This is a genomic window from Alphaproteobacteria bacterium HT1-32, from assembly GCA_009649675.1.
Classification (GTDB): Bacteria; Pseudomonadota; Alphaproteobacteria; order Rhodospirillales; family HT1-32; genus HT1-32.
Genome location: WJPL01000001.1, coordinates 599035 through 622410, shown reverse-complemented (window position 1 = coordinate 622410; position 23376 = coordinate 599035). Strand labels below are relative to the sequence as shown.

Annotated in this window: 24 protein-coding genes and 1 tRNA gene; 12 read left to right on the top strand and 13 right to left on the bottom strand. The window is 59.2% G+C overall.

All coding sequences use genetic code 11. The annotated features are described in order from the left end of the window. Nucleotides 1-19 precede the first annotated feature (19 nt). Both GH722_02925 and GH722_02920 read right to left on the bottom strand, forming a co-directional pair. A complete protein-coding gene (locus GH722_02925; protein MRG70707.1) occupies nt 20-892 on the bottom strand; it encodes a DUF58 domain-containing protein in 873 nt (290 codons plus the stop codon). Nucleotides 893-899: 7 nt separating this feature from the next. Beyond that, on the bottom strand, nt 900-1919 hold the full coding sequence (locus GH722_02920) for an AAA domain-containing protein (GenBank protein MRG70706.1): 1020 nt from the start codon (nt 1917-1919) through the stop codon (nt 900-902). Between the two features lie 71 nt (nt 1920-1990). On the opposite strand from GH722_02920, the gene GH722_02915 reads away from it, so the two are divergent. The 5 genes from GH722_02915 to GH722_02895 are packed head-to-tail and all read left to right on the top strand — an operon-like array spanning nt 1991 to nt 5493. Beyond that, a complete protein-coding gene (locus GH722_02915; protein ID MRG70705.1) occupies nt 1991-2554 on the top strand; it encodes a DUF1285 domain-containing protein in 564 nt (187 codons plus the stop codon). Continuing rightward, nucleotides 2521-3126: a CoA pyrophosphatase gene (locus GH722_02910; protein ID MRG70704.1), complete on the top strand. Its 606-nt coding sequence runs from the start codon at nt 2521-2523 to the stop codon at nt 3124-3126. Before GH722_02915 ends, GH722_02910 begins: the two co-directional genes overlap by 34 nt. Beyond that, nucleotides 3126-3398 carry a hypothetical protein gene (locus GH722_02905; protein MRG70703.1) on the top strand — a complete coding sequence of 91 codons (273 nt, stop codon included), beginning with the start codon at nt 3126-3128 and terminating at the stop codon, nt 3396-3398. The genes GH722_02910 and GH722_02905 overlap by 1 nt, the downstream gene beginning before the upstream one ends. A 20-nt stretch (nt 3399-3418) precedes the next feature. Continuing rightward, entirely contained in the window at nt 3419-4834 is a 1416-nt protein-coding gene (locus GH722_02900) for a CCA tRNA nucleotidyltransferase (protein ID MRG70702.1), read from the top strand. Continuing rightward, nucleotides 4831-5493 carry a hypothetical protein gene (locus GH722_02895; protein MRG70701.1) on the top strand — a complete coding sequence of 221 codons (663 nt, stop codon included), beginning with the start codon at nt 4831-4833 and terminating at the stop codon, nt 5491-5493. Before GH722_02900 ends, GH722_02895 begins: the two co-directional genes overlap by 4 nt. Before the next feature lie 123 nt (nt 5494-5616). Here GH722_02895 and GH722_02890 read toward each other — a convergent pair whose 3' ends face one another. Beyond that, on the bottom strand, nt 5617-5853 hold the full coding sequence (locus tag GH722_02890) for a hypothetical protein (GenBank protein ID MRG70700.1): 237 nt from the start codon (nt 5851-5853) through the stop codon (nt 5617-5619). Nucleotides 5854-5988: 135 nt separating this feature from the next. Here GH722_02890 and gcvA point away from each other — a divergent pair, with 135 nt between their 5' ends. Continuing rightward, entirely contained in the window at nt 5989-6885 is an 897-nt protein-coding gene (gene gcvA, locus GH722_02885) for a transcriptional regulator GcvA (protein ID MRG70699.1), read from the top strand. Nucleotides 6886-6900: 15 nt separating this feature from the next. On the opposite strand, the gene GH722_02880 is transcribed toward gcvA, so the two are convergent. Next, nucleotides 6901-7800 carry a cyclic nucleotide-binding domain-containing protein gene (locus GH722_02880; GenBank protein MRG70698.1) on the bottom strand — a complete coding sequence of 300 codons (900 nt, stop codon included), beginning with the start codon at nt 7798-7800 and terminating at the stop codon, nt 6901-6903. Beyond that, nucleotides 7697-8440, bottom strand: a complete 744-nt coding sequence (locus GH722_02875; GenBank protein ID MRG70697.1) for a peptidase — start codon at nt 8438-8440, stop codon at nt 7697-7699. Before GH722_02875 ends, GH722_02880 begins: the two co-directional genes overlap by 104 nt. Before the next feature lie 119 nt (nt 8441-8559). Here GH722_02875 and GH722_02870 point away from each other — a divergent pair, with 119 nt between their 5' ends. Further along, entirely contained in the window at nt 8560-9519 is a 960-nt protein-coding gene (locus tag GH722_02870) for a glutaminase (GenBank protein ID MRG70696.1), read from the top strand. Nucleotides 9520-9741: 222 nt separating this feature from the next. Here GH722_02870 and GH722_02865 read toward each other — a convergent pair whose 3' ends face one another. Together GH722_02865 and GH722_02860 are read right to left on the bottom strand one after the other, a co-directional pair. Next, nucleotides 9742-10365: a hypothetical protein gene (locus GH722_02865; protein MRG70695.1), complete on the bottom strand. Its 624-nt coding sequence runs from the start codon at nt 10363-10365 to the stop codon at nt 9742-9744. 64 nt (nt 10366-10429) lie between these two features. Next, nucleotides 10430-11197 (bottom strand): helix-turn-helix domain-containing protein, encoded by a 768-nt coding sequence (locus GH722_02860; protein ID MRG70694.1) that lies wholly within the window; start codon nt 11195-11197, stop codon nt 10430-10432. Between the two features lie 130 nt (nt 11198-11327). On the opposite strand from GH722_02860, the gene GH722_02855 reads away from it, so the two are divergent. Both GH722_02855 and GH722_02850 read left to right on the top strand, forming a co-directional pair. After that, a complete protein-coding gene (locus GH722_02855) occupies nt 11328-12644 on the top strand; it encodes a Rieske 2Fe-2S domain-containing protein (protein ID MRG70693.1) in 1317 nt (438 codons plus the stop codon). A gap of 133 nt (nt 12645-12777) precedes the next feature. Then, nucleotides 12778-14190, top strand: coding sequence for a glutamine synthetase (locus tag GH722_02850; GenBank protein ID MRG70692.1), 1413 nt, complete (start codon nt 12778-12780; stop codon nt 14188-14190). Between the two features lie 165 nt (nt 14191-14355). Here the strand turns inward: GH722_02850 and GH722_02845 are convergent, their stop codons facing one another. The 3 genes from GH722_02845 to GH722_02835 all read right to left on the bottom strand — a co-directional run bounded on the left by GH722_02845 (nt 14356) and on the right by GH722_02835 (nt 17229). After that, complete coding sequence (locus GH722_02845) at nt 14356-15501, bottom strand: DSD1 family PLP-dependent enzyme (protein MRG70691.1); 1146 nt, start codon at nt 15499-15501, stop codon at nt 14356-14358. Nucleotides 15502-15603: 102 nt separating this feature from the next. Continuing rightward, nucleotides 15604-16047, bottom strand: coding sequence for a DUF454 family protein (locus GH722_02840; GenBank protein MRG70690.1), 444 nt, complete (start codon nt 16045-16047; stop codon nt 15604-15606). A 153-nt stretch (nt 16048-16200) separates the two neighbouring features. Then, the gene (locus GH722_02835) at nt 16201-17229 is read right to left on the bottom strand and encodes an MBL fold metallo-hydrolase (protein MRG70689.1); all 1029 of its coding nucleotides are present in this window, start codon (nt 17227-17229) and stop codon (nt 16201-16203) included. Between the two features lie 88 nt (nt 17230-17317). On the opposite strand from GH722_02835, the gene GH722_02830 reads away from it, so the two are divergent. Together GH722_02830 and GH722_02825 are read left to right on the top strand one after the other, a co-directional pair. Next, nucleotides 17318-18322 carry a helix-turn-helix domain-containing protein gene (locus GH722_02830; GenBank protein ID MRG70688.1) on the top strand — a complete coding sequence of 335 codons (1005 nt, stop codon included), beginning with the start codon at nt 17318-17320 and terminating at the stop codon, nt 18320-18322. Beyond that, on the top strand, nt 18309-18992 hold the full coding sequence (locus tag GH722_02825) for a DJ-1/PfpI family protein (GenBank protein MRG70687.1): 684 nt from the start codon (nt 18309-18311) through the stop codon (nt 18990-18992). Before GH722_02830 ends, GH722_02825 begins: the two co-directional genes overlap by 14 nt. A gap of 255 nt (nt 18993-19247) precedes the next feature. Here GH722_02825 and GH722_02820 read toward each other — a convergent pair. Beyond that, nucleotides 19248-19324, bottom strand: a tRNA-Arg gene (locus tag GH722_02820). Between the two features lie 326 nt (nt 19325-19650). On the opposite strand from GH722_02820, the gene GH722_02815 reads away from it, so the two are divergent. After that, nucleotides 19651-20793: a hypothetical protein gene (locus GH722_02815; protein MRG70686.1), complete on the top strand. Its 1143-nt coding sequence runs from the start codon at nt 19651-19653 to the stop codon at nt 20791-20793. Between the two features lie 179 nt (nt 20794-20972). Here the strand turns inward: GH722_02815 and GH722_02810 are convergent, their stop codons facing one another. Both GH722_02810 and GH722_02805 read right to left on the bottom strand, forming a co-directional pair. Further along, nucleotides 20973-21932, bottom strand: coding sequence for a hypothetical protein (locus tag GH722_02810; GenBank protein ID MRG70685.1), 960 nt, complete (start codon nt 21930-21932; stop codon nt 20973-20975). Nucleotides 21933-22501: 569 nt separating this feature from the next. Then, nucleotides 22502-23374 (bottom strand): hypothetical protein, encoded by an 873-nt coding sequence (locus GH722_02805; protein ID MRG70684.1) that lies wholly within the window; start codon nt 23372-23374, stop codon nt 22502-22504. Nucleotides 23375-23376 lie beyond the last annotated feature (2 nt).

Sequence of the window (23376 nt, the reverse complement as noted above, 5' to 3'; positions counted from 1 at the left end):
AATGAATCCTGGCGACGGTTCATCGTGGCGACCTTTGTCCAAGGCGGACGAACAGGGCCATCAGGGCGGATTCCGGGGAATGGTCGGTACGGTGCAGACCGAAACTCCAGCCGCAGCTGTCGCAGATTCCCTGTAATCCGGCACGGTGCTGTTGCAGACGTTCACGATAGGCCTGTCGCAGGGTCTCGGCACGCCCGACCAGCTGACTGGCTTCACCTTCCAGCCCGTTGAACTGTACGCGCCCGGCGAAGGGCCAGGCATCTTCAACCGGATCGGTGATTTGCATCAGATGACCATCGACACCCTGAGCCGACAGGCCGCGAACGGCGGCTGCTGTCTGTTCCAGCGGGTCAAGAAAGTCACCGAACATGACAACGCGGGCATGGCGGGGCAGGTTGGCACGGGCCGGAATGCCGGTTGAGGTTTCAGCCTGTTTGGTCAGCCCGGTGGCCAGACGGATCAGGGCGAGCCTGCCGGATGCCGGACGTTCATTACCGTCGAGGCGGGCAACCCGTTCACCGGCACGGACCATCAGCCCGGCCAGTGCGACGGCCAGCAGCTCGGCACGGTCGGGTTTGGTCGGCAGATCGCGGCCGGAACTGTAGGACATCGAGGGAGAGGCATCGCGCCAGAGCCAGATGGACTGTGCTGCCTCCCATTCATATTCCCGCACAAAAACATGGTCACGCTTGGCAGATTGTCGCCAGTCGATGGAGGCGGGTGTGTCGCCGGGCTGGTACTGACGGAACTGCCAGAACGTTTCACCCGTGCCAACGCGCCGCCGGCCATGCACACCCTGTGCAACCGTGTGGGCAACCCGGTCAGCGCGCACAAGCAGCGGGGGCAGACCGGCGGCGGCAACTTCCGCCCGGCCTTCAAGGCTGCGTGTCATGGTCAGGTCAGGCGACAACGGCGCACAGCTTTCTGATAATGTCGCTGATATTCACACCATCTGCCCGGGCGGCAAAATTCAGCGCCATACGGTGACGCAGGACCGGCTCGGCAATCGCGATGACATCATCAACCGACGGGGCAAGACGCCCCTGCATGACGGCACGGGCGCGGGCGCAGAGCATGAAAGCCTGACTGGCGCGGGGGCCGGGGCCCCAGGAGACATTGGCCGCGACATCAGGCAGGTCGGTTTCTTCCGGTCGGCCCGCCCGGACCAGTTTCAGGATCGCCTCGACCACCGCATCGCCGACCGGTACATGGCGAACCAGCTTCTGGGCTGCCAGCAGTTCCTTCGCCGACAGCACCTTGCGGGCAACCTGATTTTCGGCTCCTGTCGTTTTCGCCAGCACCATTTTCTCCGACTTGTGATCGGGATAGGTGACGTTGATCTGGATGAGGAACCGGTCCAGCTGGGCTTCCGGCAGCGGATAGGTGCCTTCCTGTTCGATCGGGTTCTGGGTGGCGACCACATGGAACGGTTTCGGAAGTTTGTGGATTTCACCGGCTACCGAGATCGTATGTTCCTGCATCGCCTGCAACAGCGCGGACTGGGTGCGCGGGCTGGCGCGGTTGATTTCATCGGCCATCAGCATCTGACAGAACACCGGCCCCTTGATGAAACGGAACGAGCGGGCCCCGCCATCGCCTTCTTCCAGTACCTCAGACCCGACGATATCTGCGGGCATCAGATCCGGGGTGAACTGGATTCGCTTGTCGTCCAGACCAAGAACCGTTGCCAGTGTCTGGACCAGAAGTGTCTTGCCGAGGCCGGGCACGCCGACCAGAAGCGCATGTCCACCGGACAGCAGTGCGATCAGCGATTGTTCGATGACCTCATCCTGTCCATAAATGATCTCACCGATATGGGCCTTTACATCGGCCAGACGCCCTCCCAGCCTGTCCAGATCTTCGGCCAGGTTTTCGGGGGCAGTGGTCTGCTCAAGGGTGTCGGTTGTGCTGTTGCTCACTATATTCACTCCGTTACCATGGTGGCCGATTTGGCGGCGGAAACATTTTCGAGGGAATTGTCGACGAAATTATGGCGCAAGGGCAAGACGGCATCACAAAAACGACGAAAAACACCGACGGTCCGGTCGGGATTGCGGCAGGAAAATTCCTGTGCGGCGATATCGATATGCGCATCCGGGGCGACGGATTGTGGTTCTATCAGGGATCGCCGATTGGCCGGAAAGAACTGTCGAAGCTGTTTGCCAGCGTGCTGAAGCGCGACGATGCGGGCCAGTACTGGCTGATTACACCGGTCGAGACGGCGTCCATCGAGGTCGATGACCTGCCGTTCACTGCCGTCGAAATGTTGGTCGAAGGAAAAGGCCAGCATCAGCAAATCCGTTTCAGAACCAATCTGGATGACTTTGTAACAGTTGATGACGATCATCCACTGGGTTGCGATCACGATGACGTGACGGGCGAGCCGCGCCCCTGGGTCCGTATCCGTGACCGGCTGGATGCCCGGATTGTTCGCGCCGTCTTTTATGATCTGGTAGCGATGGGTGAAGAAAGAAAGGGGGAAGACGGACAGGATTTTGGTGTCTGGTCTTCCGGTCGCTTCTGGCCCCTTGGATCACTGGAGAGCGCGACTTGATTCGTCAGCAGATTACAGACCGGCTGCGTCTGTCCGACCCGGCACGGCAGGATGCCGGCTATACTTTTGTCCAGGCCCGGCGTCCGGCGGCGGTACTGGTGCCAATCGTTAACCGGCCGGGGGGCGCGACGGTTTTGCTGACACAGCGCACCGACCATCTGAACGATCATGCCGGTCAGATCAGCTTCCCCGGCGGACGGATTGATCCCGGCGACCGGGATGCGGAGGCGGCTGCCCTGCGCGAGACCGAGGAAGAGGTCGGTATCACCTCTGACCGGATTGATCTGCTGGGGCGACTGGCGGAATATAATACCGGAACCGGTTTTACGGTAACCCCGGTGGTTGCACTGGTGATGCCGCCTTTCGAGGTCCGGCCGGACCCGTTCGAGGTGGCGGATGTGTTCGAGGCACCGTTATCCCTGCTGCTCGATATGGACCGTTACAGTTTCCACATGCGGGTGCGGGGTGGCAGACTGCGCCGGTTCTATCAGATTGAACATGAAGGCCGGATTATCTGGGGTGCGACGGCAGGGATGCTGCGCAACCTCGCTTATGTGATGACGGAGACATGATGCGTATTCTGCTGACCGTTCTGCTGCCCCTGATCGGGCCGGTTGTCATTTATCTGGTCTGGTGCATCCTGATGGCCCGGCGTCAGGATGCGACCGGCAAGCCACCGCCGCAGATTACCAGAGGCGGCCTGTTCTTCAGCCTGCTGGCCGGTGGTTTGCTGATGATTGCTGTTCTGGCTTTCACGGCCCTGACCGGCAATTATGGTGGCAACGGTGAATATGTGCCGCCGCGCATGGAAGACGGTCGTATCGTGCCGGGTCACTACAACTAGGGTCTGAAAGGCCTGATGCTGTGAATTTTTCGCCCTTTGGTGTCACCCTGCCCTGGCTGATTGTAGCCATGGTCCTTGGCTTGCTGGCCCTGCTGGTGATGCTGTTGTCCCGCAAGACGCGTGGGCTGGATGTTGATACCGATGCGGTTCAGACCATTCAGATGACCGATGCGCCGGGCCAGATTGCCCGGCAGGACTGGATGTCCTCACCAGCTGTGAACCGGGTGTTCGATGCTATCGAGGCGGTGGGCGGGGAAATCCGGTTTGTCGGCGGCAGTGTCCGGGATGCGGTGCTGAAACTGGTCATTCACGATATCGATCTTGCGACGACGCTTCAGCCGGAAGTGGCGATGGAGGCGCTGGTTTCTGCCGGTCTCAAGGTTATCCCGACCGGCCTGAAACATGGCACCATCACCTGTATTGCTGACGGCGAGAAGCTGGAGATCACGACCCTGCGTCAGGATGTCGAGACGGATGGTCGCCATGCCACAGTGGTTTTTACCGATGACTGGAAGACCGATGCCTCCCGGCGCGATTTCACAATGAATGCGCTGTCGATGACCCGTGAGGGGATCATTTATGATTATTTCAACGGCCTGCGGGATCTGGCGGAACGCAATGTGATTTTCATCGGCGATCCGAATAAGCGGATCGAGGAAGATTATCTCAGGATCCTGCGCTTCTTCCGGTTTACCGGACGCTATGGCCGTATTCCGCCGGCAACGGCGGCCCTGGCGGCCTGTCGCAAGGCGGTGGCACATCTTGATGATATTTCCGGGGAGCGTATTCAGAACGAGATGTTTCGTCTGCTGCAACAGACATCGCCGGGGACAATCATTGACCTGATGGCGGCTGAGAAAATTCTGTCCTATCTGCTGCCTGCCTCGCCAAAGCTGGGCATGCTGAACTCCCTGATCTGGCTGGAAACCCGTGCCATGGGCGAGAACCGTGTTGCCCTGGACCCGGTCCGGCGGCTGGCCGCATTACTGTTCCGCGACAGCGAGGGGGCCGCGTCTGTGGCAGACCGATGGCGTCTGTCCAATGCCCGGCGGGACCAGTTGCTCGACCTCTGCGAACCGGATCTGACGCTGGCGCCGGATATGGGTGAAGCGGCCATGCTGGCGGGCATTCACAAGCTGGGGGCGGAGCGTTTCCGGGATCATCTGCTGATGGCCTGGGCAAATGACATTGATCAATCTGAGACCAAAGGGGGACGTAATGTTGAATGGCGGCGATTGTTCGAGGCGGCTGAGGCCGCTTCACCACCGGAGTTTCCGCTGATGGGGGCCGATGTGCTTGATGCGGGGGTTCCCGCAGGACCGGCCGTCGGCCGGATTCTGGCCGAGATGGAAGCTTACTGGCTGAAAGAAGCCTGCCGCCCCACCCGTGCGGATCTGCTGGAACGTCTGCCTGTCGTGATTGCGAGTCAGTCATGAAGGAACGGGAACGCCGGATATGTTTTCTGGGTGATTCCATCACCGCCGGAACGGGTGACCGGGGTGGACCGGGCTGGGTTGGCCGACTGACCAATATCGAGAATGCCGAGACCGAGCGTCTCACCAGTTATAATCTTGGTATCCGCCGTGATACGTCGCGCCGCCTGGCCCTGCGCTGGCGGCAGGAATGGTCGGCCCGGCAGTCGCCCCGGCGTGAGTCCGGTATTGTCCTGATGATCGGCATCAATGATTCCGCCGGAGCCGAGACAGGCTTCGACGGCGTGGATTACGGTATGCGGGTTCCGCCGGAGGAATCACTGGGGATCGCCCGCAGCATGGTCAGTGCCATGCAGGCCTGTGCCCCGCTGCTCTGGCTCGGGCCGACACCGGTGATCGAGGAAATGGTGGTGAATGAAACGCGGGGGGCTCACCTGCCACCGCGGCTGCAATGTCTGGCTGAACTGACCGCAGGCTATCGGGAAATCGCCGCATCCCTTGGCGTTCCCTTTCTCGATGTCGGAGAGATTCTGGACTCCTCCGACGGCTATACAAAGTCGCTGAAAGCAGGAGACGGCACCCATCCGACAGGGGACGGGCACCAGCTGATTGCAGATATCGTGACGGCCTGGCCGGAATGGCGCCGGGTCATGGACGGCTAGGAGGCGGCAACGTCTCCAATTCCATCGACACCGGATCGGCCGGTTTGCCCCGGCAAGGGCTATTGGGGGGCAGATGCCGGGGCGGCCGGTCCGGTGCCGATGGCTCCTTCGTGACTAATAAGGTCAGCGAAGGAGGGGAGCCGGAACATGCATGAGCTTTTCTGCGGTTATCACCAGTGCCTCGCCCCGGGCTTTCAGATGGCTGCCGATCTGGCAGATGAACCAGCCCGCAAGAATACGTCCGGCAGGCAGTTCGACATGATATTTCCTGACCTCGGGACTGGTCAGCTGATGACGGGAAATCTGGCTGTGCAGGTCGATACCACCGGCCCGGGAAATGCCCTGATAAACTGGATTCATGATCATGCCCTCTGTTTTTCTAATCTGTGTATGTGGATTTCTCACCTGAAACCCTGTTGAAAACAGTTTTATTGCGATTGTGATGCGGCTACAAACGACGTTAATTCACCTCATGCATTAGCTGGATTTATTCATATGGCCCGACGTCTGCCCCCTCTGAATGCGCTGCGTGCCTTTGAAGCCGGTGCGCGTCATCTCAGCTTCACCCGTGCTTCGGAAGAGCTGTATGTCACCCAGGCGGCGGTCAGCCATCAGGTGAAGACGCTGGAGGAGGCGCTGGGCGTGAAGCTGTTCAAGCGTCTGCCTCGCAAACTGATTCTCACTGATGAGGGGCGGGCCCTGCTGCCCGCGGTCTCCGAGGCCTTCGCCAAGATAGCGGATGCGGCAGATCGTATTACGGCGGGGGCACAAACCCAGATTCTCAACGTCACGCTGACCCCGGCCTTTGCAGCGAAGTGGCTGACCCCGCGGTTCAGCCGGTTCTGGCAGAACTGCCCGGATATCGACCTGCGGCTGCATCATTCGATCTCGCTGGTCGACTTTGCGCGGGAGGATATGGACATGGGGGTGCGGGCCGGTCGCGGCGAATGGCCGGGGCTGGAGGCGGAGTTCCTGCTGCCCATCGACCTGACCCCGGTCTGCAGCCCGGCCCTGCTGGAGGGCGAGAACCCGCTGCGTGAACCGAGCGACCTGCGTCACCACACGCTGCTGCATGAAGACAATCAGGAAGACTGGGTACAATGGATCCGCCTGGCCGGCCTGACCGACGTCGATCCCCGCAGCGGGCGGGTGTTCAACGATTCACCGGCCATGATTCAGGTGGCGCTTGATGGCCGGGGGGTGGCGCTGGGCCGCACCGCCCTGATTACCGGCGATCTGGAGTCCGGCCGTCTGGTCAAACCCTTCGACCTCGAACTCTCCTCCGACATCGCCTACTACATCATCTACCCGCCCGGCTCCGCCGCCCTCCCAAAGGTCCAGGCCTTCCGCGAGTTCCTGCTCGAAGAAGCGGCTATTCAGGCGGCGGGGTGATCTGACCCGGCCCCGTCACTCCTCCATCGTGGCGTCTTCGAGGGCGTCGGGGTTGCAGATCACGATGCGGCCGCTGGTGCGTTTCAGATAGCCGTCATCCTCCCAGGCGCGGATCTGCTTGTTGATGCTCTCGCGGGTGGCGCCGAGGATGTTGCCGAGTTCCTGCTGTGACAGTTTCAGGTCGATCATGGTGCCTTCCGCTGTCGGCTGACCATAGGTTCCGGCGAGGCGGAGCAGATGCTTGGCAAGGCGCTGGGTGAGGCTGAGGAACATTGAATCCTCATGCAGGGCCGAGACCCAGCGGATGCGTTCGCAGAGCACGACCATCAGACGGGTACAGAGTTCCGGGCGCTGCTGCAGGAAGGGCATGAAGTCGCGGCGGTGGATGATGATCACTTCGCAATCATCCATGGCGCTGGCGTCCGCCGTGCGTTCCTTGCCGTCGATCAGGGCAATCTCGCCGAACAGTTCACCGGGATTAAGAATGTTCAGCACCACTTCGCGGCCTTCCGCAGACAGGGTGCTGATGCGGATATGACCGGAGACAATGGCCATCAGACTGTCGCCGTCATCACCTTTCTGGAACAGCATCTGACCGGCGGCAAAACGGTGCAGCCGGGCAAATTTCAGCAGATGCGACAGTTCTTCTTCGCTGAGATGCTGTAACAGAAAGCTGCTGCGCAGAATGTCAGCATGCAGATCACTCATGACTGTCCCCCCGGTCATTTCCCCGGAACAGTTTAGGCCCCCCTGCACCGGGGCTGCAACTTTATGCCGGGTGCCTGTCTTCCGGATATCCGTGTCGGGCAGGTCAGCTTCGCCGGGAAGTGAAATCCGGCGGTGAGGGCAGGGACTGTACCAGCTGGCCAAGGCCTTTGCTGTAAGTGTCGCGCAGGTTGTGCCAGTAGTCATCATCCCGGTTGAACTTCCGCAGGGTGGTGCCGTCGAGGCTGTCCCGGCGATAGATCATCATGTCGATGGGGGCATCGACTGACAGGTTGCTGCGGATGGTTGCATCATAGGACAGCAGGGCCAATTTGGCGGCTTCCTGCAGGGAGGTTTCGTTGGTCAGCGCCCGGTCGAGGATTGGCTTGCCATATTTGGTTTCCCCGATCTGCAGGAACTGGGTACGGGCTGACGCTTCGACGAAATTGCCCGCAGAATAGACCTGGAAGATACGGTGTTTGCCGCCGGCTATCTGGCCACCGACAATGAAAGAAGCATTGGGGTCGCCGAAGGGCTGCACATGAGTAGCCTCCCGGGCGAGAATTTCCCGCAGCATGTCGCCCACCGTCTGGGTGACGTTGAACATGGTCTGTGCGGCAAACAGGTCACGTCCGGCTTCGCCGCTGCCGAGATTCTGGCGCAGGGTTGTGACAACGGCCTGCGTGGTCGCGAGGTTGCCCGCGGACAGCACGACAATCATGCGTTCGCCGGGCTGTTCAAAGACGGAAAGCTTGCGGACGGTGGCCAGCTGGTCGACCCCGGCATTGGACCGGGAATCAGAGGCGAGGACGAGGCCGTCAGGCAACAGGATGCCGAGGCAGTAGGTCATGGTTTCGCTCATATAAAAGCCGGGGCTGTGCGGTGTTGCATCTTCCCGGCAGGGGGCAACATATAGGTACGGGCGCTCCCGAAAAAGCTGAAAGAGCGTTGGGTTACAGAGAGGTGATTATGGATTTCGAGCAGTTGTCGCGCAGTGTCTACCGGGATGTCGAAGAGGTTATCGGCAGTGGCCGGGTGGCGAATTATATTCCCGCACTGGCGAAGGTCGACCCGGAGAAATTCGGCATGGCGATCATCGGCTGCGATGGCGAGACGGCAGTGATCGGTGACGCCGATGAGCCGTTTTCGATCCAGAGTGTCTCCAAGGTCTTTACGCTCAGTCTGGCGCTGGAACTGGCCGGGGCGGATTTGTGGCAACATGTCGGGCGCGAGCCATCCGGTTCTTCCTTCAACTCGATTGTTCAGCTGGAACGTGAAAAGGGGATTCCGCGTAATCCGTTCATCAATGCGGGGGCGCTGGTGGTGACCGACGCGCTGGTTCAGGCCTTTGGCCGGAAGGATGCACAGAAACGCATTGTCGGGGCCCTGCAATATCTGACCGGTGACGATACCGTTGCCATGGACGAGGAAGTTGCAGCCTCCGAGGCCGAGACCGGCCACCGCAATACCAGTCTTGCCCATTTCATGCGGGGTTTCGGGAATATCCGGTCGGATGTCGGTGATGTTCTGGATACCTATTTTCACCAGTGTGCCCTGCGGATGAGCTGCCGGCAACTGGCGACAGCGGGCCTCTATCTGGCGAACGGGGGGATCAATCCGGCGGATGGTGTGGCCTTTGTCCGGCCTGAACGGGCGAGGCGTATCAATGCCATCATGCTGACCTGCGGGCATTACGATGCCTCCGGCGATTTCGCCTTTCGGGTGGGCCTGCCGGGCAAGAGTGGCGTCGGCGGCGGCATTCTGGCCATCGCACCGGGCCGGGCCAGCATTGCTGTCTGGTCGCCGGGTCTGAATGATGTGGGCAACTCACTGGTCGGCTCGCTGGCCATGGAAAGCCTTGCGGCTCATAGCGGCTGGTCAGTCTTTGATCCGCGCCTGACGCAGGGCGGGCCTCTGTTCGAGAACTGACCGTCATCATCAACCCATGTCATCCCGGACCCCGATCCGGGACCCGGCCATAACGCCACGCCAGCGAACAATTGGTTCCCGGCCCGCGCCGGGATGACATGAGATGATGTGAGAGGCAGTCGTCTTTCGTCACCCCCGGACGACCGCCAGGTCGGCAATCCGGAATCTGTGGCCAAGCAGGAGGACCCCGGCCTGGCCAGTTTCGGGACGACGAAGGCGGGATTAGTCGACGTCGAGGATCAGCAGGGGGGCGTCCCAGTTGGCGCCGGTGCCATCGGTTGCGGTGATCCGCAGGATGCGCTTGCCGTTGGTCTTCTCTGTATCGACAGAGCTCAGGGCAACATGGCTGACGACGAGATCGTAATCCTCGGGTGAGGCCAGCCCGGTCAGGATCAATGACCGGGTGTTGTCATCAAACCGGCCACCTTCAATGATGATTGGCATGTCGGCCACAGTGGCATCGCTTTCGCCGGGGATGATCTCCAGATCGGTGATTTCCAGCCGGTCGCCGGATTTGAAGCCTTCTTCTATCCGGATCACCATGCGCTGCAACTGGTCCGGGTCACCGATGGGTTTCAGTTGTGGAAAATGGGGGCCATAGAGGCCGGAGCCTTCATCAACCTGATCGATCACGAACGGGTCAGCTTCCGGCTTTGCTTCGGACGGGGCTGTTACATCAGTCTGTGGCGGGTTGGCGTCGTCGTCTTCGTCTGCATCCTCAACCGGCGGCATGGTCTCCGGTTCAAGCTCGTCATTAAGGACCGCCAGCCCGTCCGGGAGCGCCAGATCTTTCAGAAAGTCGGGCAGCCCGGCAGTGTCATCCGGTTTGTTGCCGGTTTCAGCCATGCCAGCCTGCTCTGTTGCGCGGCCTGTTGGCCACGTTCACCTGCAGCATATGTCTTTTCCCCGCTCACCCGAGCGCCGCCGCGAGATGGACCGCGCATCGTTTCAAGCTGCCGGCATAGTCGCTGCGCAGCGTCGATTCATCAACACGTCCGTTGTTGACCACCACGTTGATGGCACCGATCAGCACCCCCGCTGCACTGACCACAGGCACGGCGACAGAGGCCAGGCCTATCTCCACCTCATCCTCGGCATAGGCATAGCCCTGCTGTCGTGCTTCGGTAATCAGGGTGGTGATGCGTTCCCGGTTCATTTCTGTCTTCGGGGTTTCCCGGTCAAGGGGAGCCTCTTGAATCAATGACTTGGTATGGTCTTCGGGCAGCCGGCTCAGCAGGGCCCGGCCGGTGGCCGTGGTCAGCAGGGGCAGACGGCTGCCAACTGTCAGGCCGACCGAGAAGTGTCGCTGTTCACCGGGAGAATGGGCCACATAGACCACTTCATTGCCATCAAGGACGCCCATGGAACAGGGCTCGTCAATTTCTGCAGTCACCTGTTTCAGGATGGGGTGAATGACATTCCCGACCTTGTTTGAGGCCAGATAGCCGTAACCGAGTCGCAGCACGCGTGGCGTCAGGGAATAGACCCGGCGTTCCTGTTTCAGATAACCCAGGATCTCCAGTGTGCGGACGATGCGTCGCGCCACCGCGCGGTTGAAGCCGAACCGGTTTGCCACTTCCGAGATGGTCATGCCGGGTGTCTCGCGGTCGAAGGCGGCCAGAACCTCCAGCCCCTTGGCGAGAGTCTTGGCGAATTCCTTGTCATCAGGATCGGGCATGGAGAATACAGTTTTCAGCGGAAGATTAATCGAATATCATATTATCGTACATTAGTTCGATAATCGAACATTTATTTATGATCCCGGTTTATCGGAAAACCGGTTCCTGTCGGAAGGAAGGGTCACCGCCATGATGAGTGCTGAAGAGAACGCCACATTGACACAGGTCGGGCCGGGTACGCCTGGCGGGGCGCTGCTGCGCCGGTACTGGCAGCCGGCGGCGCTGGTCGATGAACTGGCGGGCAACCGTCCGGTGCGCGAGGTCAATCTGATGGGCGAACGGCTGGTGCTGTTCCGCACTGAAGATGGCGGTTACGGCCTGATCGACCGGCATTGCCCGCATCGCGGGGCCGATCTGTGTTACGGACGGCTGGAAGATGGCGGTCTGCGCTGTCCGTTCCATGGCTGGTTGTTTGATGAAAAAGGGGCCTGTCTGGAGCAGCCGGCGGAACCGGAAGGCAGCAGTTTTCACAAACGGATCAATCATACAGCCTATCCCTGTGTGGAACGCAGCGGCATCATCTTTGCCTATATGGGGCCAGGCGATCCGCCGCCTTTCCCGGCCTTCGACTGCTTTGCCGCACCGCACAGCCATGTTTTCGCCTTCAAGGGGTTCATGGAATGTAACTGGCTGCAGGCCACGGAGGTCGGTATCGATCCGGCGCATGCCTCTTTCCTGCATCGCTATCTGGAAGATGAAGACCCGGCTGAAAGTTACGGCAAGCAGTTCAAGGACAAGGCGGGTGATACCGATATCCCGATGACGCAGATCCTGCGCGACTATCCGCGACCCGATATCAATGTCGATGAAACTGACTATGGCATGCGCATCACCTCGCTGCGGCATATGACCGATGGCCGGACCCATGTCCGGATCACCAACCACATCTTTCCGCAGGCCATCGTGATTCCGATGAGCAATGAAATGACCATTACCCAGTGGCATGTGCCGGTCGATGACACGCATTCCTACTGGTATGCCATCTTCACCAGCTTCGGGGCCCCGGTGGACCATGAGCTGATGCGCCGCCAGCGCCTCGAACTCTATTCCCTGCCGGATTATATTCCAGGCAAGAACAAATCGAACAACTATGGTTATGACGCGGAGGAACAGGCCAGCATGACCTATACGGGCATGGGGATGGACATCAATGTACATGACCAGTGGGCTGTTGAATCGCCCGGCCCGATTCAGGACCGCACGAAAGAGCATCTGGGTGTTACCGACAAGGCGATCACCCGCAACAGGCGTCAGCTACGTCTTGCCATCAAGGCCACGGTTGAGGGCGAAGATCGGGCGTTGCCCCTGCTGGTGGATGGGGATACGGCAGCAGCCATTACCGGCCCGATCGCCATCGACACCATCGCACCGACCGATGACTGGGAAGGGTCCTGGACCTTGCAGGACCAGAAACGTCGTGATGCCTGTTCCTGGTGCCAGGGTTAGGGCGCTACGAGTCCTGGTGTAATACCGGCCCTTTCCGATTTATGATCCGGCCAGTGCTGGCCCAGATAAGGATAGTCTCTTGAGTACACCGAATGCAGGATTGGGTTCCGACGGTTTCGTCGCCCGGCACGGATTGCGCGACGCTGATGGCGAAGCACGTGCCCGCGAAGTCATTGCACAGGCGAAAGCCGCGGGGCTGGAGGTCATCCGCCTGTCCTTTGCGGATCAGCATGGCGTTCTGCATGGCAAGACCATCCCGGTGGAACAGTTGTCGGCGGTGCTGGCCAACGGCTGTTCGATGACCACGACGCTGATTCTGAAAGACACCTCCCACCGCACGGTCTTTCCGGTCTGGAGCGAAGGCGGCGGTCTCGGGGATCAGGCATGGGAGGGCGCTGGTGATTTCATCATGGTGCCGGACCCCGCGACTTTCCGTATCCTGCCCTGGTCGCCACATTCCGGCTGGATGCTCTGCGACATCAATTTCACCACGGGGGGACGGATTCCCTTCTCGACCCGGGCCATCGGTCAGATGGCGGCGGCAAAGATGGCGGCTGCCGGCTATGATTACGTTGCCGGTCTGGAAGTGGAATTCACGGTTCTGAAACTGACCGACCCGGCGCTGCGTCCGTCCGATGCGGTGCAGCCGGGCAAACCGCCGCAGACCGAACTGCTGGCACAGGGTTTCCGCTATCTGTCGGAACAGAATTACGACGAGCTGGAGCCGGTGCTCGATATGATCCGCCGTGATGTCCAGAAACTGGGCTTGCCCGTGCGGTCCATCGAGGCTGAATTCGGGCCGAGCCAGTGCGAGTTCACCTTCGCACCGGCCAGTGGCATCGAACATGCGGATAACATGATCCTGTTCCGCAGCGCGGTGAAACAGATCTGTCGTCGCCACGGCTATCACGCCACTTTCATGTGCCGCCCGAAGGTCGAGAACCTGTTCGCCAATGGCTGGCACCTGCATCAGTCGCTGGTGGACCTGAAGACCGGACGTAATGTTTTCATGGCCGAAACGGAAGGCGAGTTGCTCTCCCCGACAGGCCGTCAGTTTGTGGCCGGGCTGCTGGAACATGCGGCGGGCAGTTGTGTGTTCACGACACCGACTGTCAACGGTTACCGCCGTTACCGCCCGCATGCGCTGGCGCCGGACCGGATACAATGGGGCCGTGACAACAAGGGGGCCATGGTTCGGGCAATCGGCGGTCCGGGTGATCCGGGAACACGGGTGGAAAACCGGGTCGGTGAACCGGCAGCGAACCCCTATCTCTATCTCGCCTCGCAGATGCTGGCCGGGCTGGATGGCATAGAGCGCGGTCTGACACCGCCGAAACCGGTCGACAATCCCTATAGCAGCGATGCCGTCCGCCTGCCCCAGACATTGCTGGAAGCTGTTGACGCGCTGGCGGCCAGCGACTTCTGGCGTGCCCAGATGGGCAGTCCGTTCATTGATTACCTGCTGGAAATCAAGAAATTCGAGATCAACCGCTATCTGTCAGAAATCTCGGAATGGGAACATCAGGAATATTTCCAGCTGTTCTGAGGATCCTTCGAGACGCGCTTTCAGCGCTCCTCAGGATGAGGTTATATATTTAATACCGCCTCATCCTGAGGAGGCGCCATGCGCCGTCTCGAAGGATGGCAGCAACGGCCAGCCTTCAGGAATAGTCAGTACAGTCATCGCCGGGCAGATCGGAATCTGATCCGCCTAACCGGCACCACCGCGTCCTTCAATGGCCCAGATATCAACCAGCTTATCGCCGGAGACGATATAGAGGTCGTCATAAAGGTTCAGGGTCGGGTCGCAATGTGGGATGACGCATTCGATCAGACTGTTCAGGGGCAGACGGGCGGCCGGATCCGGCAGCGTTACCTTGCCGAATTCGTCACCGAAGATGCTGTAGACTGATCCGGATGGGACACCCGCAACAATCTGTGGCGGGTAGTCTTCGGTCGAAAAGCCTTTCGACCCGGCATCAGTGGTGGCAAAGCCGTCATGGCGGGCGCTGACAACACGGGTATAGACGAACAGGGCGTTGCGGAAGGGGTGGTTGTCGGTCGCCCGCAGCTCGACATGATCGTACTGTACGTCTGAAAATATGTAGGAACCGACCTGTACGTCCGTCAGAATGCCAAGTGCCGGGTCGATGGCGTGGGTGCCGGTACCGCCGCCGGTAACAATGTCGCATTCCAGCCCGGCGGCGCGAATGGCGTCACGCGCAGCACCCAGCATGCGGATACGTTTTTCCGACTCAATCCGCCGTTCTTCAAAATTAGCAATATGCTGTACGTCTCCGGCATAGCCCTGAACACCGCGCAGTCGCAGCGCCGGAGCATCGGCAATCTGTTGTGCCAGTGCGCAGGCCGCTGCGGGAGATTCCGTGCCAAACCGGTGAAACCCGGCATCAACATCGACCAGCAGATTCAGGATAACGCCCCGGCTCAGTGCTGCGGCATTCAGCGCGGCGACATTCTCGGGGTCATCGGCAACGGTAATGATATCGGGATGCGCCGCGGCGAGATCCAGCAGGCGGCTGATCCGGCCCGGTGCCACGACAGGTGAGGTCAGCAGAACCTGCCCGACGCCGCCTGCGGCGAACACTTCGGCCTCGCCCAGCTTTGCCGCGCAAACCCCGACGGCACCTGCCGCCATCTGCCGGCGGGCAATTTCTGCACATTTATGGGTCTTGCCATGCGGCCGGATGTTGAATCCCCCTGCCGTGGCAAAGGCCTGCATGCCGTCAATATTGGTTTGCAGGGCATCCAGATCGACCACCAGTGCCGGTGTTTCAATCTGCTGGCGGCTGCCGGGCTGGCCAATCAGGCTTCTGTTATAGTCTCTCAGTCGTGTCATCCTGCGCTCCTCTTTCCGGCATTCTGACGCGGCGCGTCAGCGAAGGAAAAGCAAAAGGATGGGCCGCGACTGAAAGGGCGTATTGTTATTGCCGGGGCGCGCTCAGTTCGCCTTGGCGGCCCCCGGGCGGGCCGAAGGCCGGCTGGTCACGATCATCGCGGAGACGGCGATGACACCACAACCAATCAGCTTCGCCATGGCGGGGGCGGGTGTCAGTAACAGCACCAGTGCACCAACGGCCATGCCGCAGACGGCAGCGATCTTGGCCGGTTGCGAGACAATCCCGTCCTCAACCATGTCCCGGACGGCACGGCCATATCGGGGGGATGTGATGATCCGCTGATACATTGCCGGTGATGATTTCAGAAAACAGCCCGCAGCCAGTATCCAGAAAACCGTCGTCGGCATGACCGGCAGAAACATGCCGAGAATACCAATGCTAAACAGCAGATAACCCAAAGCCAGCCAACCCGTCCGGGAAATGGACCGGGGCACTGAAAAGGGTTCTGGCTGAAGGTGGGTGGTGGTCAGGTTCCGGGTTTGCATGGCTGTGTTCCTGCTGTGAGTGCTGACAGGAAACTAGGCCATGAAGGGTAATTGATGAATTCGATTGTATGAATTGCATCGATAGGCAATGAAAATGATCCGTTTGCTGAACGGGTAAGCCACGACATCCGGATCGTCCTGAGCCACCCCTGACTATTTCTTCAGGCTGGCATGGATCAGGCTGTTCCAGGTCGCCGCATCGATAATGGCGCCCCACTTCTCATATTCTTTAGGGACGCCGGCTGCCTTGATCTCGTCCAGAGTTTTGCCGGCATCAGCCATTGCGACAACATTGGCCGTGGTCACCGTCAGCATTTTGTGGAAGGCACGGAGGTCGCGCATGTTGGCGACCGGGCCGTGACCGGGGACAATTTTCGTGTTTTCCGGATACGTCTCGATCAGCCGGGCAACTGATTTTGTCAGGTTCAGCACATTGCCACCGTTCTGTACGTCAACGAACGGGAACATGCCGTTGAAAAACAGATCACCGGTATGCAGCAGGTTGGACTTGCTGAAATAGATCACCGCATCCGTATCCGTATGGCTGGCGGGGAAATGCATCAGCTTGAGTTCCTCACCATTGAAATGAACCGACAGGCTCTGATCGAAGGTGATGACCGGCAGGGCGCTTTTCGGGCTGGGCGGCAGCACCATCTTGAAGGCGTCCAGCTTCTGTTCGGTCGACAGGCGTTTGCGGGTATTGGTATGGGCGATGATGGTGGCGGTCTTGCCCAGTTCGGCATTGCCGCCGGCATGGTCGAAATGCCAGTGCGTGTTCAGCACGAATTTCAGCCTGTCCATATCGCCGATCTTGCTCAGTTCTTCGATCAGCTTGTCGGTCATCTCGGGAATTTTATCATCAATCACCAGCATCCCGTCGATCCCGTTCGAGACCAGTACATTGCCTCCGGTAAATCCGTTGACGCCTGACAGCAGGGTCAGGCTGCTGTTCAGCTTCACTGCCTCGATGGCAACTTCAGAGCTTCCCTGTGCCACCTGATGGGCATGTTTCACGCCATGTGCTGCGGCCGGGGAGGCCGCGAGCAGAGACAGGGCGGCGAGAGGGGCGATGAGCGGGTGAGTGAAGATGTTCTGCATATCTGAAATCCCGGTTTGAGTGCGGCCGTTATGCCGGTTTGTTTCTAGATATGTACTGCGGGCCGAAATTTCCACCGGGGCCATTCATGTGGAATTCCTGCTGCCCGGTTTTGGCCGAAAATGACTATATAATGTCCTTTAGGCCAAAACCGGATGGGCCTAGATTGCAGGCATGACCAGACAACATGAAATCCTGCTTGTGACTTATCCCGGCGCCCAGATTCTGGATGTGACCGGTCCGGCCCAGATGTTCACAGGCACCAGTGAAGAACTGGGGCGTGATGTCTACCGGGTCCGCATTGTGGCGCCGGATAGCATGGTTCCCATACGCACTTCGTCCGGTATCAGGATTCTGCCGGACCTTGGTCTGGGTGATATTACGGATGAACTGCTCTGCGCCACGGACAGTCTGATTATCGCCGGTGGCAGCGGCGGGCTGGAGGAGGCGCTGGCGACCGGCGAGATTGCAGATCTGGTGCGCCGGGCTGACGGGCGGGTTCCGCGGATTGCTTCCGTCTGTACCGGTGCTTTCCTGCTGGCAGCAGCCGGTGTGCTTGACGGGCGCCGGGCGACAACCCACTGGCAGTCTGCGGCGCGGCTGCAACAGTTCCGGCCGCAGATCACCGTTGAGCCGGATGCCATTTACATCCGGGATGAAACCATCTGGACATCCGCCGGTGTGACGGCTGGCATTGATCTCGCGCTGGCGATGATTGAAGCGGATCATGACAAGATAACGGCTCTGGCTGTCGCCCGGCAGCATGTCATGTTTCGCATTCGCCCCGGTGGCCAGAGCCAGTTTTCTGCCGATCTGATGGGGCAGGCAGCCCCGGTCGGCGAGCTTGATGGTCTTGTTGAGGCGATAACCGCTGATCCTGACAGAAACTGGTCTGTCGAAAGGCTTGCCGAGGAGGCCTGCATGTCTGTGCGGACGCTGACCCGGCGGTTCCGGAAAATCTTCAGCACCAGTCCGGCAGAATTTGTCGAGCGGGTCAGGCTTGATCTGGCGCGCCGGGCCATCCTTGAAAGTGATCTTTCGCTTTCCTCAATCGCAACTGATGCCGGGTTCGGGTCGCTTCGCCGTATGGACCGTGCCTTTGCGCGGGTGCTCCAGACCAGCCCGACCGATTTTCGTAACCGTTTCAAATCAATGGAGAACAGTCATGAGCAGCTTTAACGTCGGTTTCGTCCTTTTCCCCAATCTGACCCAGCTTGATTTTACCGGGCCGTTGCAGGTTCTCTCGCGCCTGCCGGACTCAAAGATGCATATTGTCGCCAAAAGCATGGAGCCGGTGCCAAGCGATTGCAGTCTTGATCTGGTGCCGACCGATACGTTCGAGACCTGCCCGCAACTGGACCTGATCTGTGTGCCGGGCGGTGGCGGTGTTGCTGATGCGATGCTGGACAAGCCGACAGTTGATTTCATCCGCCATCAGGCTGCGGGGGCAAAATATGTCACTTCCGTCTGTACCGGCGCCTTCCTGTTGGGTGCCGCCGGTCTGCTCGACGGACGGCGTGCAACAACTCACTGGGGTTATACCAGCCTGCTGCCGATGGTCGGGGCCACCCATGAGGCAAAGCGGATCGTGACAGATGGCAATGTCACGACGGCAGGGGGCGTGACCTCAGGGATTGATTTCGGCCTTTCCATCCTGGCCGACATTGCCGGTACGGAGGTTGCCAAAAGCGTTCAGCTGGCAATCGAATACGACCCGAACCCTCCATTCCGCTCCGGTACACCGGACCAGGCGTCCGACACTGTCATGGCCCTCGTCGCCCCACGCTATGAGACAGCCTGTGCGCTGTATAGCGAGCGACTGACATCATTGGGTATGGGCAGTCGCTGAAACATTCACCGGTGAGGGCAGTGACATGTCCTCACCAGATATAGTCTCGGTGTGAATGTGGTCTCTTCCTGGGGCAAATATAGGAGGATAAAGTGGTCTATTTGCCTCTTGCCATTATGCATCAGGCAGCGAGGTGGTGCGCGAAGCAATCCGGCAAAGCGTGCAGGAGGCCCTGAAACGCGATAGTGCAGTACAGGCTCTCACGGATAATGACTGTTTGGGGTTTCTTTTTTCGCTTCGCAAGCGAAGGGGAAATGGCGCGCCCGGGAAGATTCGAACTCCCAACCTCCTGATCCGTAGTCAGACGCTCTATCCAGTTGAGCTACGGGCGCAGCCGCCGCGGGGTCTTGCCTCGCGCGGAGAGCGGGGTTGTAATGGAAGGGGCGGGGTGTGGCAAGGCCGATGATGCGAAAAAAATTCAGGCGGCGGGCAGGTTCATGGCCGGAGTTCAGGGGGCAGTAACAAAGCATTAACCAAGATTGCCGCAAAGGCTTGGTTTGCTTGCTCTTTGTCTTGTAGCGCAAATGCTGTTCGGATACTATCCTCCGCGACTGACAGGGAAACCAAGCGCATATTTCTTTGTGCGTAAAACTGCTGTATGGTCCGACAAACGGGCTGAACCGCCGATAATGACACTGACCAAGGGAAAAAGTACCCAATGGCCTCGCTGAAATCACCCGCTATCGCGCTGAGCGCAGCTCTTTTGCTGGTCGGCTGCAGCTATGCATCCGATACGCTGTTTCCCTCGCTGGATGCCAATGACCCGGCAGCGCCAAACGCGCCGGCTGGCACGGCACAGGCTCCGGTCCAGGGACAGGTTCAGGTGCCTCCTCCGGGCGCCGGATATGCGGGCACGAATGTTGTTCCGCCTTCATCACAGGGATCACAGCTTGCCTCGCTGGGCAATTCCTCGACCTCCAGTACCTTTGTCGGGCAGAAGATCGGCGAATTGCGCGGTGAGTTGTCGAAACTGCAATCCTCCATCGGATCGCATAACGACCAGTTGCAGCAGATCCGTGGTCAGATGGCGGCAATTTCCGGTCAGTATCACGCATCCATTGCCGGTGTGACCTCGCGGTTGCAGGTTGGCACCACGCCGGGCAATCCCAATCTGATCGCCCAGTGGAATCAGGCACAGAGCCAGCTGTCACAGCTTGAAGGCAGTGTCTCCCAGCTGAATGCATTGTCCACGGGCATTGCCGCTGATGCCACCATGGCCGCTTATCTGCATGACAGTTCCCGTGCAGCACTGGCCCTGTCCGGTGCGGTTGATGAAGATCATCAGCAGCTTGCCGTCGTCGAGGACGAGGTGGAACGCACCACCGTTCTGATCGAACGCCTGCTGAACGAAGTGAATACCGATATTACCCGCCAGAACAGCCAGATTGGCACTGAACGGGCAAACATGACGGCACTGGCTGTCTCCATCAAAAACGGCGAACTCTATGGCAAAAGCCTCGCCGCACAGCCGAGCTACACACCGCGGGCCGATACCGGTGGCACCCGGCCACTGGTGATTATCCGCTTCGACCGGCCAGATGTTGCCTATCAGCAGCCGCTGTTTAATGCGGTCAATCAGGCCCTGTCACGACGCCCGAATGCCACGTTTGAACTGGTGGCCATTGCACCGGGTCAGGGCGGCAACGCCCAGCGCGCCCTTGGCAGCACACAGGCGAAGCAGAATGCCGATGGCGTTCTCCGCTCACTGACCCAGATGGGTCTGCCGTCAGACCGGATCATTGTCTCATCACGGCCCAGCCCGGCTGCCGCTACCAGCGAAGTTCACGTTTACGTTCGCTGAGCCAGCCTCTGATTTCAGAAGTTAGATAAAACCGCCGGTCACAGGAAACGTGGCCGGCGGTTTTTCTTTGACCAGTCGGAGCGGCTGCAGCGCAACGGATGTGATGGAAAATTAGACAAATCTAAATCCAGCCCCGGATTGTTTCCAATCTCCGGTTCCGTTTGGATGATCCGGCACAGTTACTTCTCGGTTGTGCATCCTTTGCACTTTTGTTTGTTTTTTACGGCGTTTTCCCGGCTGCGGTTGATGGCGTCTTCTCGCTGTTTGATCATGGCTGCACGTTCAGCGTCCCACTTTTCCCGTTTGCTTGTCCATTCTGCATAGACAGCCTGAACTTCAGCTTCCGACTTGTAATGCTGATCGCAGCCGTAGCGCAGCTGTGGCCACTTACCTTTATATTTTGCCGGGGGATCAACATAGGTTCCTGGGCAGCCAGCAGTGAGCGACAGACTGTTGCCGGTCGTGCCAGAGTTTCCGGCAGACCCTGATGGTGTGTTATCGCCATAGAGTTGCCGTGCCTTTACTGCATTATCGAGACGCCGCTGGCTCTGGTTTCCTGCACCAACCTTGCGGTCGATATCATTGAAGGCTTTTTGCTGGCGCTGCATGCTATTTATACTCTGCTGTAGCGCGGAAGAAAAAATTTGCGAATCGGACATGCTGTTACGTTTGGTACGGGCAACAGCCTCATCAAACCTTCGTTGACTTTCTGCATGTTCAGCATTGTTTCGGTTGACGATTTCCCGATGATAGTTTGTCAGGGCGGCCTGGATTTTCCGGGTCATGCTGTCGACCTGCTGGCGCATTGCATCTGATGCAACCAGGGTCATTTCATTCAGAAATTCCCGGATGGTGACCGGGGGCATCTGTCCGGTGGATAGTCCGATATACAACTCCAGCCGTGCTTCGTTGAAGCCGTATCCAGTGCAGCCTGAATACTGATAACAGCTCTGCTGGTCCGGCTTGATGGTATTGGACTGGGTGATGACGGATAGCAGGACAGGGATGTCTTGCGGGAAGGTAAAATAGTACTGGGTTTCAAAAAAACCATATTTCTCTCGCCGCCAGTTCTGGACCTTGCCGATATATCCGGTCTGTTTCATTGCTTCGATCAGGCGGATAAAATCGACATCTTTCATGACCTGCAGGCAGCGGAGAACGTAAGGTGAGTCGGCAATCTGTGCCTTCAGCACTTCTCTCAGGAATTCGTCCTGCCCGGGAATGATTTTGTTTCTGCTCCAGTTCGTGGAGAAGGCAGAAATCAGTGAGGTTGTCTCAGCCTGTGTGTTCGAATACGGACGGACGGGCAGTGTTATTTTCCGGTTTGGCCAGGAGAGGCCCTGACCTGCCGCGATGACCTCATCAATTCGTCGATCGAGGCAGCCTTTTTCAAAGGCCTCGATCATTATGTCGGTGCGCTGCTGGAAGATCGGGGTCTTCTGATCGAGATACTGACCGGCGGTGGTGCCGCCATCCGTCACGCAACCGGTCATCAGAAACAGCAGGGTAGTGAGGATAGCAGGTACCCGGACAGTCAGGGTAAAGTTCAGGCCGTTCATGATGGTCCCCGGAACTGTGACTGAGAATGCCCGGTCTGTTATCAGCCAGGACAATTTCCGGTCGTTGCTGCAAAGAGATACGGAACAGGAATGCCACGCCGGTTATGGCAAACTATAAGTAGGTGGAAAATTTAGAACAAGGCGTAATATCAGGGGGTTGGCCAGAATTTTCTTTGCCTGTTATCCCCGTCGGGTGTGGCGGTCAGGGTGCCGTTACGGAGTTTCCAGGTCAGGATATAAGGGGCGGTTACCCGCAGCTGTGATGCCCCGCCGGTGACGGTGGGATCAATCAGGTCGAGCCGCTGTGAATGTGCGCCGACATGACAGACATGGAACAGGGCCGGCTTCTCCGGCGTTCGCCAGTCCTGCAGGACGAACACCCCGTCTTCCTGACAATTGTCTTCCCGGCTGTCACCACAGAACCGGCAATCCGAAATATCCTGCCGGGCGAGTTCGGTGCCATCTGCGGTTTGGCGGACAACGAGATGGCGGTCGCCGGTTTCGCCAGTGACCTGCCAGGACATGTCGGCATAGGGAATTTCGACAGTTTCATCGGACTGTTCGCCGAAGCGGCTGGCAGCAATGGTGAGGGCCGGACCATCGCAGCGGGGACGGGCGTAGTTTTCCAGCAGTTCGAGAACTTCCAGCTGCTGGCGCACAGCGATCAGTGAACAGGCGGCCCCATTGACGTAGGAAGAGGTGTTACCGGGTGAGTCCGTCAGTAATCCGCATTGACGCTGACGGGCTGCCAGCCATTGTTCGTGACTGGCCCGGAGCGCCTGACGGTCTGAATCGGTACAATACAGCTTGGCCGTTTGCGAGAGTTTTACGGCAAGCTGTTCCTCAGTATCTGCCGCAATTTCGAGCAGGCATTCCCCCATGGCGGCACCGCCGACAAGAAATCTGGGGTCAGCACGGCAGGCTTCGACATCGTCTGCGATGGCAGGCTCCTGCGCCCGCAGCCCTGCTGTCCCGGACAGGACGGCAATGGCAATCAGCAGAATACGGGAAGTCGCAGACATGG